The 17,507-nt window shown below is 42.5% G+C and carries 16 protein-coding genes and 1 pseudogene; 6 read left to right on the top strand and 11 right to left on the bottom strand.

Going from position 1 to position 17,507, the window contains the following annotated elements; genetic code table 11:
- Positions 1–39 precede the first annotated feature (39 nt).
- From L4C33_RS03685 to L4C33_RS03675, 3 genes are read right to left on the bottom strand one after another with little or no spacing between them, the layout of a single operon-like run.
- Positions 40–1,383, bottom strand: a complete 1,344-nt coding sequence (locus L4C33_RS03685) for an ABC transporter permease (protein ID WP_428811098.1) — start codon at positions 1,381–1,383, stop codon at positions 40–42.
- Positions 1,371–2,066: an ABC transporter ATP-binding protein gene (locus tag L4C33_RS03680; protein ID WP_428811097.1), complete on the bottom strand. Its 696-nt coding sequence runs from the start codon at positions 2,064–2,066 to the stop codon at positions 1,371–1,373. The genes L4C33_RS03685 and L4C33_RS03680 overlap by 13 nt, the downstream gene beginning before the upstream one ends.
- Positions 2,067–2,102: 36 nt before the next feature.
- On the bottom strand, positions 2,103–2,816 hold the full coding sequence (locus L4C33_RS03675) for a hypothetical protein (protein ID WP_428811096.1): 714 nt from the start codon (positions 2,814–2,816) through the stop codon (positions 2,103–2,105).
- A 297-nt stretch (positions 2,817–3,113) separates the two neighbouring features.
- Between L4C33_RS03675 and L4C33_RS03670 the strand changes: the two genes are divergently transcribed.
- A complete protein-coding gene (locus L4C33_RS03670; RefSeq protein ID WP_428811095.1) occupies positions 3,114–3,866 on the top strand; it encodes a substrate-binding periplasmic protein in 753 nt (250 codons plus the stop codon).
- Positions 3,867–3,989: 123 nt separating this feature from the next.
- Here the strand turns inward: L4C33_RS03670 and L4C33_RS03665 are convergent, their stop codons facing one another.
- Positions 3,990–4,865, bottom strand: coding sequence for an NAD(P)-dependent oxidoreductase (locus L4C33_RS03665; protein WP_428811094.1), 876 nt, complete (start codon positions 4,863–4,865; stop codon positions 3,990–3,992).
- 12 nt (positions 4,866–4,877) lie between these two features.
- Positions 4,878–5,780 (bottom strand): LysR family transcriptional regulator, encoded by a 903-nt coding sequence (locus L4C33_RS03660; protein WP_428811093.1) that lies wholly within the window; start codon positions 5,778–5,780, stop codon positions 4,878–4,880.
- 122 nt (positions 5,781–5,902) lie between these two features.
- Between L4C33_RS03660 and L4C33_RS03655 the strand changes: the two are divergent.
- Positions 5,903–6,121: pseudogene (locus L4C33_RS03655) on the top strand (DUF2798 domain-containing protein); the annotation flags it as partial.
- A gap of 272 nt (positions 6,122–6,393) precedes the next feature.
- On the opposite strand, the gene L4C33_RS03650 reads toward L4C33_RS03655, so the two are convergent.
- From L4C33_RS03650 to L4C33_RS03640, 3 genes are all read right to left on the bottom strand, one after another.
- Entirely contained in the window at positions 6,394–7,110 is a 717-nt protein-coding gene (locus L4C33_RS03650) for a YebC/PmpR family DNA-binding transcriptional regulator (RefSeq protein WP_428811092.1), read from the bottom strand.
- Between the two features lie 96 nt (positions 7,111–7,206).
- Complete coding sequence (locus L4C33_RS03645; RefSeq protein ID WP_428811091.1) at positions 7,207–7,416, bottom strand: DUF3283 family protein; 210 nt, start codon at positions 7,414–7,416, stop codon at positions 7,207–7,209.
- A 112-nt stretch (positions 7,417–7,528) separates the two neighbouring features.
- Entirely contained in the window at positions 7,529–9,874 is a 2,346-nt protein-coding gene (locus L4C33_RS03640) for a response regulator (protein WP_428811090.1), read from the bottom strand.
- An 85-nt stretch (positions 9,875–9,959) separates the two neighbouring features.
- On the opposite strand from L4C33_RS03640, the gene L4C33_RS03635 reads away from it, so the two are divergent.
- Positions 9,960–10,718: a substrate-binding periplasmic protein gene (locus L4C33_RS03635; protein WP_428811089.1), complete on the top strand. Its 759-nt coding sequence runs from the start codon at positions 9,960–9,962 to the stop codon at positions 10,716–10,718.
- A 155-nt stretch (positions 10,719–10,873) separates the two neighbouring features.
- On the opposite strand, the gene ribA is transcribed toward L4C33_RS03635, so the two are convergent.
- Together ribA and L4C33_RS03625 are read right to left on the bottom strand one after the other, a co-directional pair.
- The gene (gene ribA, locus L4C33_RS03630; protein ID WP_428811112.1) at positions 10,874–11,926 is read right to left on the bottom strand and encodes a GTP cyclohydrolase II; all 1,053 of its coding nucleotides are present in this window, start codon (positions 11,924–11,926) and stop codon (positions 10,874–10,876) included.
- 200 nt (positions 11,927–12,126) lie between these two features.
- A complete protein-coding gene (locus tag L4C33_RS03625) occupies positions 12,127–12,324 on the bottom strand; it encodes a PA3496 family putative envelope integrity protein (RefSeq protein ID WP_428811088.1) in 198 nt (65 codons plus the stop codon).
- Positions 12,325–12,710: 386 nt separating this feature from the next.
- On the opposite strand from L4C33_RS03625, the gene L4C33_RS03620 reads away from it, so the two are divergent.
- From L4C33_RS03620 to L4C33_RS03610, 3 genes are read left to right on the top strand one after another with little or no spacing between them, the layout of a single operon-like run.
- Positions 12,711–13,538, top strand: coding sequence for an ABC transporter ATP-binding protein (locus L4C33_RS03620; RefSeq protein ID WP_428811087.1), 828 nt, complete (start codon positions 12,711–12,713; stop codon positions 13,536–13,538).
- Positions 13,539–13,546: 8 nt separating this feature from the next.
- The gene (locus L4C33_RS03615) at positions 13,547–14,479 is read left to right on the top strand and encodes an ATP-binding cassette domain-containing protein (protein WP_428811086.1); all 933 of its coding nucleotides are present in this window, start codon (positions 13,547–13,549) and stop codon (positions 14,477–14,479) included.
- A complete protein-coding gene (locus L4C33_RS03610) occupies positions 14,476–14,946 on the top strand; it encodes a transcriptional regulator (protein ID WP_428811085.1) in 471 nt (156 codons plus the stop codon). Before L4C33_RS03615 ends, L4C33_RS03610 begins: the two co-directional genes overlap by 4 nt.
- Before the next feature lie 278 nt (positions 14,947–15,224).
- Here the strand turns inward: L4C33_RS03610 and L4C33_RS03605 are convergent, their stop codons facing one another.
- On the bottom strand, positions 15,225–17,198 hold the full coding sequence (locus tag L4C33_RS03605) for a replication initiator protein RctB domain-containing protein (protein WP_428811084.1): 1,974 nt from the start codon (positions 17,196–17,198) through the stop codon (positions 15,225–15,227).
- Positions 17,199–17,507: the final 309 nt, after the last annotated feature.

Genomic DNA, 17,507 nt, shown 5'->3' with positions numbered 1-17,507 from the left:
ACGTTGGTGACCAGAGCCCAATGGCTGAATCGTTTTGAATTACACATACACTAGCGCCTCTGTTATTGGTTTATTTACGCCTTTTTTTGCAGACAGGTAAGCCGCACACAAACAAATCAGCATCACTCCTAGAGTTGCGTATGCGACAAGCTCGATAGAGAAGTAAATATTCAATGGATAGCCATCAGTTCTGCCAGGAGGTGGCGGCATCTGCACATCAACAATCAACAACAGTAAACTCATTAAGCCACTCGCCAGCGCGCCAACCAAACTGCCGATAACAGCAAGCAAACCAGCCTCTTTCATAAAGCCAGAGATAATTTCAGACGGGTAACTCCCAAGAGCAGATAAGGTGCCGATCTCTCGTGTGCGCTCCGTGACTGACATCGTCATAGTGTTAAACAGCGCGACAAATACCACCAATGCCATAACTGCGCCCATGATGCCGAAAATTCGGTCGTATAAATCTTTCACTTTGGTGTAGAAAAAAGCGCGATCTTGCCAAGGCGTAATCTCAATGGTCTGCTCGTTTATTCCCAATGGTTGATCAGGTTCTGAAACTGCCCCTGAATCGCTCGTGTGCGAACTTGCTAGCTGAATGTCTAATCGGTCTTGGACGGTAGAAGTCAATTCTGTTTCAAACAAGAAAACAGAAAGCGTACTGACTTTTTCTGAGGCTAATAGCTCTTGCGCACTCGTGATATGAACATAAAGCTGACGTTTATCTAATTCAGGAACACCTGTGGAGTAAATACCGCGAACCTTAAAATCAAACGCATTTAATGCGCCATCGCTGGTGGTTGCGAGCAGAGTAACCCAGTCCCCGACAGCCACTTTAAGGTTACGTGCGAGTTCAATACCAAGCATAACTTGAGGCTCTTGTGCGTTGTAACGTGGCGAATTGACACCTGATAAAGTACTGCCGCTACGCACATCCAAAAAAGGGCCTTTCATATCAAACTCGCGTTCGTTAACGCCAGTCCCCATAAAAATGTTCGATTTAGTACCGTTTGAAATTAAGCCACTAAAGTAAACCCTAGGTTGCACACCTCTCACATCAGCATCACCTATGATGTTACGCATTATTTCCTGAGCATTACGCAAACCATTACTCAGAGGCATGTCTTCATCTGCTTCAAAGTAACCAGGAATACTTAACGTTAAATGACCAGTATCGCGGGCGGTAGACTCTCGCAAAGATTCATAAGTATAAAGGCCATACCCCCCAGCACTGGTTAACGCAAATACTGCAATGGCAATGATCAAGACGGTAAGCAAGCTTCTACGTCCATTTCGCAATAAGTTTAACCAAGCTAAACGTAGCGCATTTGGTAAGAACCAAGTCTGAATAGAAGCGACTGGAGAATTCATTAACTTGCCCATGAGATAGCCTCCACTTGCGCTGAAGAAGCCAATTTCCCATCAAATAGTTCTATTGCTCTATCACAACGCTGCGCCATTCTAGGATCGTGTGTCGCTACAATAAAAGTCGTGCCAAACTCGTAGCCTAACTCTTTCATAATATCGATAACCAAATTGGCGCTTTTACTATCTAAACTGGCGGTAGGCTCATCGGCTATAACTAGCTTTGGGTTATGTACGAGGGCTCTAGCAATAGCGACACGCTGTTGCTGACCACCAGAAAGATTATCTGGCCTATGATGAACAAACTCTCCTAGTCCAACACGTTCCAACATCGCTTTAGCGCGGTTATACAGCTCTGGTTGAGCCATATTGTTTAACATCAGAGGGTAGGCAACATTTTCAAGAGCCGTCATAACAGGAACTAAATTAAACTTCTGGAAGACAAAACCAAGTTGCTGCCTTCGAAAGTGTGCCGCCGCTATACGTTCGGTTGGGTACGCCTTCCCATCAATCACAATGCTTCCTTGGTAGTCCATATCAAGCAAACCGAGAATATTAAGCAAACTGCTCTTTCCTGAACCTGACGGACCACAAAGTGCGACCATTTCACCTTGCTGAATGTTGCCGTCTACGCCTTGTAGCGCGCAGACGGACTGCTTCCCTAGCTGATAGTTCTTACTTAACTGTTTAAATTGAATCATGCTCACTTCCTTCTAAGCTACTCACAAAACACTCACCTAGCCGCGTGCTTTTTCCAGTAAAGCGCTCGCCGTCATCGTCTCGATGTTCTTAGCATCTTTGCTTTCCATTAGTGCTAACCACAACTCGGCTTGTTGCAGATCTTGTGCTCGAATAGACGCTTCAATGGCATAGCGATACACCCAGGCTGTTGCGGAAAAGTGTTGCTGTGAAAATGGTTCTTCAGCCAGCAAAGAAAGGAATAAATCGTAGCCTCGTTCAAAGTGATTAAAGATATCAGGCAAGGAAGTATAAGTGACTGCTGCCATTGCACGAGTAAGGTACGACTCTGGTAAACCTTGGATACGTTCTTGTTCATGAAGAGGAGAGTCAACGTCGTTGAGTAAGTTTAAAGACTTATCAATCGTTGCTAAGCCCTTTTCGACATACTTCATCTTATTCCAAGGTAAGAAGGCATCGCGCCCCATGAGCGTCTCTGTGCTGCCGATGTACACCAAAGTCAGTGGTGTCGCTCCTTGTGCCTTTAGGGTTTCATTTAGACGTTGGTACGCGACATCTACAGACTCTTCATCACCTTGCGCCGCTTGGTTGTAAATAGACAAAGTTTCGAGGCTTGGGTTAGCTTGAGCGACGGAGTAGCCCGTCATACCAAATGACATCATTGCGATAAGAAAAGACTGTTTAAGTACAGAATGAGATTTGCGGTTTGTGTTACTTACGTTATTCGTGTTGACCTTGCTAATAGTTACCATAACATGTGTCCTTTCATAAGTTGATGATGAAAGGTTAACGACTCTTTGTCGCGCTTGTTGCTCAATGCGACAAACGGTCATTATGTTAGATGAACGGCAGAAAATAAGAGTAAGCGGTTTGTTTGGATCTGCGTTATGGCTATTTGGAAAGGGGAAATCTCAATATCCTGCTGATCTTCAGCGTCGATTCAGCCTCCCCTAAGCTAACGTGCAATCCCATTCAGAGATATTTGTTGAAGTGAGTAAAAGCTACTAATCTTTTTATCATTAGAGGCGTAACTTAAAGGACTATCCGCCATGTTTCATGTCATCAATAAATATCTATTACTGGTAACTGCATTACTGTTTACCAGCTTAGTCGCAGCCAATACCGTCAAACTCGCGACAGGTGAATGGGCTCCGTACCAATCTAAATCGCTAAAACACGAAGGCTTTATTACTCAAATTATTACGGAGGCGTTTGCTGCCGAGGGTTATACCGTTGAGCTTACGTATATGCCTTGGAAACGAGGATATGAAGAGGCTAAATCAGGTAATTTAGATGGCTCGTTTATCTGGAGTAAAAACCCAGATCGAGAGGCTTCCTTTCACTATTCTGACCCTGTAATCACCTTAAGTACTTCTTTGTTCCAGCAAAAAGGTAAGAGCATCAATTGGAGTACCCTAGAAGACTTAGCCAAGTACAAAATTGGAGGGGTAGTTGGTTACGCATACGGAACGGAAGAACTAGAGAAGCAGGGTAAGTTGAAAATATTACGTATTTCTAAAGCGGAAAGTAATTACAAAAAACTAGGTGCCGGACGGTTGGATATCATATTGGAAGATACCGATGTCGGTAAAGAAACCGTTAATCGTTTAGGTTTATCCGGAAAAATTGAAACGAACAGCAAAACGCTGACCGAAAGAGATTATTCACTCATCATTTCTAAAAAGTCCCCAAGAGCACAAGAAATCTTAGACGCTTTTAACCGTGGCCTCTCTAAACTGAAAGCAGAAGGAAAAATCGAAGCGTATCGTGAAGCTTCTGTGAAAGGTGAGTATAAGCAGTAAGCTATAGGTGGAAAACGCAAAAATTGATTCAAAACTAACAAAAAGGCGCAGATACCATTCGAATCTGCGCCTTACTATTTATACCATTCTGTTAGCTCAAACTATCAAGCTAGACGGTTCTCGTTACTTCTTAGTTTGTTCAACTACAGCTTTCATGAGTACCGAAGTATCCATACGGTTATCACCTCGTGCAGATAAAGCCTTGTAAGAAGCCATTGTCTTTTCAGTCAAAGGCAGCTGTAGCCCTTGTCGTTCTGCTTCATCTAGACAGAAACCAAGGTCTTTGATCATCCAATCAATGGCAAAGCCAAAGTCGAATTTATTCTCAGCCATCGTCGTGGCACGATTTTCCATCTGCCAAGAACCTGCAGCACCATTTTTCAAGCAATCCACCAGCGTAGGGATATCTAACCCCGCTTTCTCCGCCAGCACTAAGCCTTCAGATAGACCTGTAAGGATGCCGGTAATACAAATTTGGTTAACCATTTTCGCACGTTGACCTTGGCCAACTCGTCCCATCAGAACAGAAGATTTTCCGTAAGCTTCGAAGATAGGCTGTAGCTCGTCAAACAACTCTTGCTCGCCACCACACATAATCGTTAGCACGCCATTCTCAGCTCCTGCTTGACCACCAGATACAGGAGCATCCATAAAGCGGATCCCCGTTTCATCAGCAGCAACTTGAAGCTCTTCAGATAACAAAGCCGAGGTCGTTGTATGATCAACTAAGATTGCATTCTTTTTCATGGCCTGTAACGCACCAGTTTCACTGGTAGTCATGCTACGAACATCGTCATCGTTGCCTACACAAACCAATACCACGTCAGCATCAGCAACACATTCAGCTACGGTTTCAGCTGCTTTACCATGATACTTTTCAGCCCACGCCACTGCTTTAGCATGAGTTCGGTTAAATACTGTTACATCAAAGCCAGCACTTTTTAGGTGTCCAGCCATTGGGAAACCCATTACGCCCAGTCCGATAAAACTTACTTTCATTACTTTCTCCTTTTATTTGACTGGTACTAATTTCTGCGCCAATTGAATACCTTCAATCAATGCTTCAATCAGCAACGTCAGTGCCTTTGGCTGATATTTTCTTTCTTTGTACACTAAATACGCTTGGCGGTCACTTCGATGATATTCAGGCAGAATTTGAATCAAATTCATACTGTGGGAAACATGCCTAAATGGTAACGAAGCGATACCAATCCCTTTTTCTGTCGCTTGAACCACCGCGTGTATATCATTAACGATCAATTTAGGGGTAATAGAGATCATCTGAAGCAGTTCTTCACCTTGAAACACTGGTATTTGGCGCAGGTTATCAACGCTCACCCACAGGTGTTTTTCAAGATCATCTGCCGTTTCTATCGCAGGGTGGCTCTGCAAATATTCGGGACTGGCAAAAAAACCATGCCGAGCCGTAAATAGCGGCCGCGCAATCATACCTTCCAATGACGAGATATCAAATGTCATCAATAAGTCGCGATCGGTTTGTGGTACGGCCTGCTCTTGGCTTAACACTAAATCGAGCTGAACATTGGGATACTGACTGAGAAACTCCTCAATGATTTTCCCAACAAAGCCTGAGTAGAAGTTATGAGGGATTGCCAACTTAATTCGACCTTGTACGGACTCTCTGCCTGTCAGCAGCCCAGTGAAGGCTGTTTGTATAGACTCCATGCCACTGTTTAACGCCTTGAACGCCTCTTGACCAACCATGGTTGGTACTAACTCTCTACCCTGTTTTTCAAGTAAACGAATATTGAGGCGTGCTTCTAAAGCTGTGAGCCGGCGAGACATAGTAGAAACTGGAAGTTGTAGCTTCTTGGCCGCGGATAACAAAGAGCCTTCTTCCACCACCGTACAAAACAAGAACAGATCATCTACGTTTCCAAATATGGAACTCATACTTCTACCTTTGCCTATTTATTTCATATATGGATAGTTATAACCTTTCTATATCAAAGTTCAACTATTCACTGTTGGGCAATCAAATTTATCGAATCTCAAACACATAGAAAGGAGAAAGCATGAACAAAAAACAAATGTGGCTAAATACCATTTTGTCTTCTTTCGTCATGGCAGCCATCATGTCAGGAATTATCTCTGGCTCAAAAATGCACTTTAGTGCGGAGTGGCCACCAATCTGGCTACAAAGCTTCACTATGTCTTGGCCTTGCGCACTCGTATTGAGCTTTACCGTTTTGCCTCAGGTGAGAAAATTTTCCGCTTGGCTAACCACACCTAGAGTTAAGAAAGCAGACAAAAGTGACATATTAGATTCATTAGAAATCGCACAGCTACAAGGTACTCTTCCGGTATTCGCTCAAGAAGCGCTCAATGATAAACGATAAAAATACGGAAGTATGATCAAGGGGTGAACGATGGTTTTAGAAGGGAAAGTTGCACTGTCTTGTCTGAGCCCTAACGGGCATGATGCTTTCAAAGACGATATAGAAATCCAGACATAAAAAAACCGAGCAAGTAAGCTCGGTTTTTTTACATCTACGACTAAGGTAAATTATAGTTCAGCGTTGTGGTAAACCTGCTGAACATCATCACAGTCGTCAAGCATGTCTAGGAACTTCTGGAATTTCTCAGAGTCTTCTTCAGCGATTGGCGTCGTTGTTTGAGGAACGAAAGTGATTTCCTCAACATCCAGAGCTAGCTCTGGGAATGCAGTGTGTAGCGCAGTCTTCGTTTTGAAGAACTCAGTCGTTGGAGCGAACACAGTGATTACACCGTCTTCTAGCTCAACGTCAGTCACGTCTACGTCATCCATCATCAGCGTTTCTAGAATGATTTCATCATCTTCGCCTTTGAACTGGAATACAGCTTGGTGAGCGAACATGTGAGAAACAGTACCTTCAACACCGATTTTCGCGCCCGTTTTAACGAAACATTGGCGAACATCTTGGAATGTACGGTTACCATTATCTGTTAGACAGTCAATGATTACGCTTGTACCACCAGGGCCAAAACCTTCGTAGCGAGCTGGTTGGAAGTCTTCACCACCGCCGCCGTTTGCTTTATCAATCGCTTTGTCGATTACGTGAGCTGGTACTTGGTCTTTCTTCGCTTTAGCAATCAGGTGCTTAAGAGCTAGGTTCATGTCTGGATCAGAACTACCGTTCTTAGCACACATGTAAATCTCTTTACCGTATTTAGAATAAACTTTAATTTTTGCGCCTGCAGTTTTAGCCATTGAGGCTTTGCGCACTTCAAAACTTCTTCCCATCGGGATCTTCTCTCTGATTCAATTAACGGGGCAAATTTTAGCAAAAAGCTGAATCATTACAATTGTTCAGCATTGCTTAGTAAGGGTTGCTACGCATTATGCGACGCCCATTACTCGCTTATATTTTTCCACTGACTGTTCAAACCAAGCCTTTTCTTGTGGATCCGTAATTTTAGCCGATTGTTCAACAATGGCTTCAGGACCACTTTTCGCATGTTTTAGTTTCCAAACTAAAAATGAGGCTTGCTTATCCAACTCGATTTTATTCTTTTCATCGGGTGGAAGAAGTGACAGGTTGATAGACATGTAAAGCCTTAGTCAGTAATACACTTGGCGAAGAAATATAGCATAGAGCGAGCCTAGAAAACCAATATATTGAACAGATTCACCTGCTCTCGACGGTTTTCTAGGCGGTAAATCAAAGGATCCGCTTATCGCTATTACTCATTTGGTCGAGTAAATGAGGAATATAGTGATGAACGACTCGGCTTAACTGAGGTTGGTTTACTGGTTTAGATAAAAATTCATCCATGCCAACATCGAAACAAAGGTGTTTATCCTCTACCACGACATTGGCAGTCAAAGCGACGATGGGTACTCTTTTACCTGTGGTTTGCTCTATTTCTCGAATCTGTTTCGTTGCTTCAAAACCATCAAGAACCGGCATTTGGCAATCCATAAAAATCAGCTCATAGTCGTAAAGCTTGTACATATCGACCCCTATCAAGCCATTTTCAGCAATATCGACAGCAACTCCCAGTTTCGCCAGCATCATTTTAGCGACTTGCTGATTCACTAAAGAATCTTCAACCACTAGAACTTTGGGCTTGCCTTCTAAGCTCTCTGAATTGAGCTGAGTGACCACGGGTTCCGCTGCTTTAGGGCTAACCTCAGGTTCTTGTTCTATCTGAGGAGGATTTAACTCAGGGAACGTATTACACGTTCCAGATAACGCGGTACGTATAAGCCATTTCAGTTGATTGTCTTGATATGGGCGCGATAAGTAAGCGACAAAGCCGGCTTGTTTAGCTCGTTGTTCATCACCAGTACCAGAAAATGCAGAAACCATGACTAACTTAGGGCACTTATCGGAGAAGCGAGAAACAAGCGCTTTACCTAGCTCAAAGCCATCCATAGTCGGCATGACTTTATCAATCAAAACTAAGTCATAGGGCTTATCGTTAGTGATGGACTGTTCAACCAAATCAAGCGCTATTTCAGCCAACTCGCAACAAACAGAATTCGCACCAAAGCTCTGTAATTGAGAAGATGTGATCCGCATATTCAGTTGACTGTCATCGACTAGCAGAACAGATAAATCACTAAAGTTTAACTGCGTGAGATCTTCCTGAGTCCCAGTTTCAAATTGAACAGTGAAGTAAAAAGTACTTCCCCTGCCCTCTTCACTGTCCACAATCAGAGTTCCGCCCATCAAAGCCACGATTTTCTGACAAATCGCTAAGCCTAAGCCAGTACCACCATAATTACGTGTGGTGCTACCGTCTGCTTGCTGGAATTTTTCAAACACAGATTCTTGCTTATCACTAGCGATACCAATTCCGCTGTCTATCACTTCAAAGCGTACATTTACTTTGCCTTCAGATTCCGACTCTAACTGCACATGCAGATGAACATAACCATTTTCCGTGAACTTAATGGCGTTCCCAATAAGATTGTTCAGCACCTGTCGTAACTGGCTGCTATCACCAATGACTGAGTTAGGTGTGCGGTGGTCAATCGTCGCTTTAAAAAGTAGGTTCTTTTGCTCTGCTTTCACTTTAAAGGTCGACTCGACGTCTGAAACTACATCTTCCGGGTTAAAGAGCGATTGTTCTAGCTCTAAGCGACCAGCTTCAATTTTAGAGAAGTCCAAAATATCGTTAATCAGATCAAGTAAAGTCAGTGATGAGCTATTGAGCATATCCACATACTCTTTTTGCTCACGACTCATTTCCATTTCTGATAGCAATGAAGATAGCCCGATGATCCCATTCATCGGAGTTCGAATTTCATGACTCATATTCGCCAAGAATTCACTCTTATTACGGCTCGCAACCTCAGCCGCTTCTTTGGCTTTTTCAAGTTCACTGTAATGAGAGCGAATCTGTTCAACGGTTTGGTTATAGTTACTTTCTAAGACTGTAATTTCATCATTGTAACGACGTTCTGACGTGACCAATAAGGCGGGTTTATTGCCCTCTTCAAACTGACTGATCACTGAAGACATCGACATTAAGCGTTTCACGACCAATCGATAGACGACCAGCATAGTGACTACGGTTAACAAGAATATTTTGATGGCTTCGAATAATAGGAGGAGAACGATACGTTGTTCGAAGTCTTGTAAAATTTGATTGAGATCAGAATGAACAGTTAACGTCGCTAAGTAAAACTCTCTTCCAGCCATTGAATGAACCATGTCCCACGATTGGACGTAGGCATTTTTATCAACGGGCTTACCCAGCTCAACGATCACATCAGAACCGTCTTTGATAACCGCGTACTGCACTTCCGGCAAGCGGAGGATACCTTCTGCCTGAACTTTTAACTGTTCTCGGTCTTCAACCCACAAACTGGCACTTAAACTTGACAGGTAGCTCGCTTCTACCTGTTCAATTTGCGTGCTGATTCGAGAGACTCTATTTTGATAGTCAATATAAAAACTTAAGCCTGTCACTATCAGGGTAAATAGAGTGCTGATGACAATGATTACCCCTAACAGTTGTCGGGATAACCCTACATAGCGCCCATCCATTTTCACCATATTTATGTACCAACATTTAATCTAGCAACTTCAACGTATTCAACTAGTATATTAGTGTCAAATTACGTATAAATCAGGGACTGATATGAAAAAACGTATAATCTTCACATCTATTCTTAGTGCTTTGTTTAGCGGAACATCAATCGCTAACGAAAAAATTCATTACTACGTTATTGAAAAACAAGCTCAACCATTTCAAATTGAAACAGGTGGAGATACGCACAAAGGTATCGTTACCGATATCGTTCAGGCCGTATTTCAAGACAGCAGTTATGAAATCAACTATCACACTTATCCATTTAACCGAATGATCACCCTTTTAGAGGCGCGTGATGAAGAAAATTGGATAACATACGGAAGTCCTAGTTGGGGTAATATCCAAGCTGAAAACTTATCCGACATACCAATTTACAATGTAAAACACTCACTATTAAGCAGCAGTCAAAAACCATTTAACTTCGAAGAAACGGATGATCTAAACAATAAAGCAGTGGTTCTTTTGTTAGGTTTTGAGTATCCAAACCTTGAACCATTGATCAAGAAAGGGTCAGTCGAAGAGTTACGAGTCAAAGACTACACGGCAGCATTTCGCGTGTTGCAGCGGATCCCCGGCGATACCGTTTTTGTAGAAATGGAATCTCGGATGAAGTACAACTTACAGAAGCAAAATCTAGATCCTGACGCCTTCCTACTGCAGTCTTTCAGCTCTGTAATACCTGACTACCCTATTCACCTTGCTTTTGACCCAAAAATGGATGCCAAACTGCAAAGTTTTATTAACCAACGCTTAAAAACTCTTCAATCAAGTGGGGAGCTTGAGACCATCATCTCTAATTACAATTAGAAATCGCTCGGTACATACCACTTAGTTGGAAGTTAGCGTGCAAAGCTATGAACATTTCACTCTCGTTAATGCCAACCGCCGTTATATCCTTTGACCTATGCAACAGGTCAAAGGGTAGTGGCGAAGCTTACGTTTAAGTTTATAAAATACAAGGACTATTGAACAAAGTTAGCGTCAAACATGTGACCCAGTTTGCTCGCCTTTGTTTTGAGGTAGTGGTTATTGTGAGGGTTATTACCTTCTTGCAAAGGCACTCGCTCAATGACATTAATGCCAGAGCTTTCGAGGGCTTTCACCTTGCGTGGGTTGTTTGTCATTAAACGCACAGAGTCGATATCTAAATAGCTCAACATCCCTCGGCAAAAAGAATAATCTCGCATATCAGCAGCGAATCCGAGTTGCTCATTGGCTTCGACCGTGTCAGCACCATTGTCTTGCAAATGATAGGCTCTAATTTTGTTAATTAAGCCAATACCACGCCCTTCCTGGCGAAGGTAGAATAGAACGCCTCCCCCGGCTTCAACGATGTTCTCCATCGCTCTAGAGAGCTGGAAGCCACAGTCACAACGAGCACTAAAGAGTGCATCACCGGTTAGACATTCTGAATGTAATCGAATCAATGGAGCAGACAGAGGTTCTAAGTCTCCATAGACCAAAGCTAAATGCTCTTTACCAGTCGCTCTCTCCACAAAGCCATACATTTTGAAAGTACCCCACTGGGTAGGCAGCTTTGCGCAGTCGACAAAATCAACATGATTGTAGGGTTCTGTTTTTCTCAATGAATCCCGAACATTCATCAATATATGGCCTAGCTGATTTTGCCCAGTACCATCACCGCCATCCCCCCAAAAAGAATCTTTGTGCGAGTGTTCTTTGATAATCAAATCACCGGTGCTAACAAGCTGGTGGGCGAATCTGGAGTTTTGCTTAAACTTTTCAGAGACGATAAAGGTCATAACATCGACACGAATTTGAAACCAATCAGAGCGAATATCTAACTGGTATTTTCTGCTGAGCTCAAAAGCATGCTCAGGCGTTTTAGCGTGAAATATTTCGCTCCTTTGCTTAGGGCAAGAAAACTTCATCGCTTGATAATAGTGCTCACTGGTAGGCCAAACTTCATCATTTATTTGAATATCGCAAGCCGCGAAGTTCGATAAGTAACCATTACGATCTTCAGGCTCATAAAATAATACTTCATTATCCATCATTAGCTCCTAGCTCATACTGCCGTGTATAGACTTAACACATCACAACACTATAGGTAACTTGTTTTATATTGTGTGATTTATCTATAAAGCTAGTGAGTAGAATAAATACTGTCAAATTCTCACTTTATTAACAGAACATAAAAAGGGTGGCTTACTAGCCACCCTAGGGATCAGGTCAACGTTACTTGGTGAATATCTTAATGTATCAACCCTAGCTCTTTTGCTTCTTCTAGGCTTAAGCCACTTTCTCTGATTTCTCTCAAGGCCTCGATTCTACGACGAGCCTCAGCCGACTTAGCTTGCTTCTCAGGCTTAATCTTCAGCTCTTCTTCAGGGGTATCCCACTTGTTAGTAATATTGGTCATTTCATCATGGTTAATAGAATTAATGGACATTGTTTCCTCCGAAAGCACCATGTATAGAACACGTAATCTGTAGCAAATGAAGTTTTTGTTGTTAAGAAAAACTGAGCCAAAATGTGAAGTTACCGACTGTTATAAAACACCACTAATAAAAATGTTATTTAGACTTTGCCAAACCAAAATTTGAGGATTACATTTAAAAGATTCCCTCAAAACAAAGTGATTTGATCCAACTCTCACTTTCTTGCTCTCAAGAACGAATAACCTTCCCGCGATACATCGTCACTCTCCCATGAAAATCATTGCACTAAACACAAAATAATTTACGAGACACTTCAACCTTTTCATTCCAGCAGCTTCAAGTTCTTACGATTAAACGATAATGATAATAATTATCAGTTAATTTAAAGGACTTAACTATGGCTTCCCATATGCCTCCAAGCGATCCCGTGATTGAGGTGAAAAACTTATGTGTCGATTACATTACTGACAATGGCGACTTTAACGCCGTCAAATCAGTCAGTTTTTCTATTCAACCTGGTGAGATCTTTGGCCTAGCCGGAGAATCTGGATGTGGTAAAAGCACCATAGCTTTTGCAATAAACCGTTTACATAAGCCACCTGCTTTTATCTCTGGTGGGCAAATATTATTTAAAGGGCAAGATCTACTCCGTTTATCCGACTCTCAACTGAATACGTTACGCTGGAGCGAAATCGCAATGGTATTTCAAAGTGCGATGAACTCCCTCAACCCAGTTTTAACCATTCAAGAGCAGTTTGCAGACGTCCTACGCCACCATCGAGGCATGACAGACGAGCAAGCAAAAGACCGAGCAGAAAAGCTCTTAGATTTGGTCAATATTCCACGCAACCGACTCACTGAATACCCACACCAATTTAGTGGCGGCATGCGTCAAAGGCTCGTGATCGCAATTGCGCTTTCACTAAACCCTAAATTGATCATTATGGATGAACCGACCACCGCTTTAGACGTGGTGGTACAAAGAGAGATCCTGCAACAAATTTACCAGCTTAGGGAAGAATTCGGCTTCTCAGTTCTATTCATCACCCATGACCTAGCTTTGATGAGTCAGCTTTGTGATCGCATAGCCATAATGCGCTACGGAGAAATTGTTGAGGTTAACCAAGCTAAAGAGATCCGCAATAACCCTCAGCATCCATATACTCAAAAGCTATGGAGCTCATTCCCTAATATTCACGAAAGTAAACATGCTATTGCTAGCTAGGAGCTTCCATGCGACAACCTATCATTCAAGTTAATAATATCGTTAAAGACTTCACTGTCGGTGGTGGCTTTGGTAAAGAAGAAATATTCCGAGCTCTGCAAGGTGTCAGCTTTGACTTATATGCAGGTAAAACCCTAGCGCTGGTGGGAGAGTCTGGGTGCGGTAAAAGCACGTGCGCACGTCTAATGACCAAGGTCTACCCTGCCACTGAGGGAGAAATTCTATTTCACGGACGAAATATTAATGAGATCACTAAGCGCAAAGATATCTTAGACTATCGAAGCAAAGTACAAATGGTCTTCCAAGACCCATTCGGCTCGCTAAATCCAACTCACACCATTGAGCACCACCTAACTCGCCCACTTAAGATCCATAAAAGAGTGGCTGGTAAAAAGGAACTGGAAAACCGCTTAGAAGAGCTACTTTCTTTAGTAGAGTTACCTCTCGAAACATTGGCTAAATACCCTCATGAGCTGAGTGGCGGCCAACGCCAGCGCGTCAATCTAGCTCGCGCCCTCGCGGTTGGCGCTGAAGTGATATTAGCTGACGAGCCAACTTCGATGCTGGATGTATCTATCCGTCTTGGTGTGCTTAATCTCATGCAAAGAATGAAGAAAGAAATGGGAATTGGTTTTTTGTATATCACCCACGATCTTGCGACCGCTCACTATATCGCGGAAGAAACAGCCGTTATGTATAAAGGGCAGATCGTTGAGTGGGGATCAACTCAGTCGATCCTTAACAACCCGCAACATCCATATACCAAATTACTTATTTCAGCAGTGCCCGATCCTGATCTCCCGTTTGGCGAATTAGTCCAAAATGAACCAAACTATTCATTGGACGCTGATGCAATACGCCAACAAAGCAGTGTTATTCAAAATGGTTACCAAGAGGTAAGCGAAAATCACTTTGTAAAACAATGGGATAATGTTGCATGAATGAACTTGATGTCTGGTTGAAGAAGATCGAATCTTGGTACAAAAATCGAAAGCATGATCAAGTAGAAGCGCTAAGACAGTTGATCTTATCCCCACCAGAAAAAGTATGGGGGCCAAAGATCACCGACCAACAAAGCAAAGCCATTGCGTGTTGGCTGGATGGTTGCCTGCGCATCTACCAATTTCACCAGCATCACCAACAGCCAGATAACGCGTATCAATACCTGATGTTTGCATACAGTAAGTTACAAGCAGTGGCGTGCGATGCAGAATCGCAACCAGAGCTTGCTGATTGGTCGCTTAAACGTATCCAGCACCTTTGTGTACTCGCATTAGAATTGAGTAACCAGCAACAGAGCTCTCATTGGGGGACGCAGGCACAAGAGTTGATCGAAGCGCATGTACAATTCATGGCTTCAATTGCTCAGAAGCATGATCAAGGCATACAAACTCATCGCCTCCAATAAAACGGAAGCATGATCAAGTGACTAATGATCTTGTATCAATGTAAGGGAAGGGGTTGAGGTGAGCACAGAGCAAGTTCTCGCTCAGGATCTCTTTCTTACAGGCAAAAAAAAGCGAGTTCATCAGAACTCGCGAAATCTATCAGTATGATGTAACAATATGAGCCAATCTATTAATCATAAGAAAGGACAAAAGGTTGTCTATTCGGGATAAATATTAACCAGTAGTTGCGCTCACTTTGTCAGCATCGTGTCAGTGGATTGTTCAAGTTTCATCAAATCTAATGGCCAATCGCAACTTCGTCTAACGCTCGGAACACCGTTTCATCTAAATGCCCTTCAAAGACTTGCTTACAAACCTTTCTGCGTACCGCTAATCCAGAAATCAAACGTTCAATCGATAAATGTTTATTGGTGTTTCTTGTATTGTATAGCTCGATCAATTTACTTAAGGTTTCGTAATGAAGGGGCTCACTTTCAACTCTTAACCAATCAAGCTTCTCTATGAGCTCTGAGCACTCTTCTTTAATAGAATTATGGGAATGCCCTGTCATAGCTGATAATGCCGTTATACTGCGCTCTAGGGCCTCTGGAGAAGTATATTTAGACAAGGTTATCGTAATCTCATCTGCATTGATCTCTACAGAATGCTTTTTCAACTTAACTCGACGGCCTAATTTGCCTCTTGGCGACGGTGCTTTACGTTGAATCGGTTCGAACTCCCCATCGATGATTTCAGCCAACTCATCCAGTTTTTGTTTTGAAACCATTTCGTTACGTAATGGGTTCGGTAACGTCGGCGCCATATTGCGTTTACCCGCATTGGTCGTACGAGCACGAGAATATTTCAATACTTCTTCGGCGTTACATTTGATATCGACCTGGTAATCAACCACTTTACCTTTCTCAAACATAGAATGGATCGTTAGGTGATAACCCCAAAGGTTCACCAAAAATACCGGTTCATCACTGTTAACTTCACCTAGTTTGCGAAGCTCACGGATAAGATCCATTGAAAAACGACGCCAATCAATATTTCTAGCCAGTTTTTGGTTCAGTTCACTCAATAGCATGCTATCCGAATGTCGGCGTGCCATACGGCTTCGGAAGTAAGAATAAACTTGGAACACTAAGGTGTGCTGCTTCAGAATTTCTGGTGGAAATAAGAAGAAATAGTCGCGTGTCAGTAGCTCTTCATAGAACGAAGGCTCCCACACAAGGATGTATAGGTTTGGTTTAATGCGTATTTCGCCGTCAGCGCCTTCTGTAGGGGCTTCTTCTGATGCTGTAATGGTACGGGCTAGAAATCTAAAACGATCGCTCTTAAAGCCTTCTGGCATGTTCTCACTAAGCCAACGTCCTGTGAGTTCATGCAATTGAAAATCGGTGAACTCGATACGATCAATACTATCGCGGATAGAATCACGTGCAGGGCCGCTATCTTTCTTACCACGAAGTGAAAGAATGTCTGTGATATATAACGGAGTCTTATTAGGCGTGTACCTAGCATCAAGTTGGTAGTCTTCTTGATGATGATCGTGATATTGAACAGTAAGCGTGAAAAGCGCAAACAAAGTCATTAGATCATCGACTGTCATAATGTTTTTAGAAGATCGTGTTTCGATCACTGCTCGTGTGCCAGAGATCGAGACCATTGATTTTTGGTAATTTTTACGTGTTCTTGGTGGCGCTAATGCTTGATCAATGATGCCTGCCCAGTTGGTTGGCGACACGATAAATTGATCCGCTTCATCTTTCATTGTTGGCGGAGTATTCAGTCCGTGCTCATTCAACAAACGTTTATTGACCTTGGTTTGAGCCAATGCTTTAGAGCGTTTCTGTTTCTCATTTTGCTTAACAGATTCAGTCATTAGGCTTGTAGCACCTAACACAGATACCAGTTGGCTTGGATTCACAAATCGATGAAGCATTGTTTTCCCAGCTAACCCTTCTTCGAAACGAACAGGAACCTGAGTAAACAATCCGATATTAACCGCTGCACGCAGGCGTTGTTGTAGCGCAGCTCGTGTAACTTGTCCATCGGTTGACTCAACAATTTCAGTTGTTGATACATAACCATCTTTACTTGAAAAACCACGTAGTGATATTAGGTTTAAAAGCTCAACAATGCTTTTAGTGACTCCTTTGAAGTGCTGGTATTGTTCTATCCATTCAACCGCGGATTCTGAAACCTCAAAAAGGTGGCCATCTTTGTGGCTGCGAGCTTTAATTAATAATTTTTCTTCAGGCTTCATTTTTAGATCCGTATCACACTTGCCGTAATATCACTATAGTTCCAAGAGGATAATGAAAAAATGATCATAAATAAAGAGATTTTATTGGTTCTTAAATAACTGATCTTTTTGGTAATACTGATCTATATTGATTAAGTGATCTAATGATCTGATTGCGAAATTGACTTTAACTTGCTGTTATTAAAGAGGTTATTTTTTTACTCGCTGAAAGCATGATCATAGATTGACTGAAACGATGATCAAACTGAACGAGAAAGCATGATCACAAAAGATAAGAACGATGATCATTAAAGGGAGCAAAGCATGATC

Source organism: Vibrio makurazakiensis (assembly GCF_050337375.1).
GTDB classification, from domain to species: Bacteria; Pseudomonadota; Gammaproteobacteria; order Enterobacterales; family Vibrionaceae; genus Vibrio; species Vibrio makurazakiensis.
Note: the sequence above shows the minus strand (reverse complement) of the source record. Positions and strands in the feature narration are given on the sequence as shown.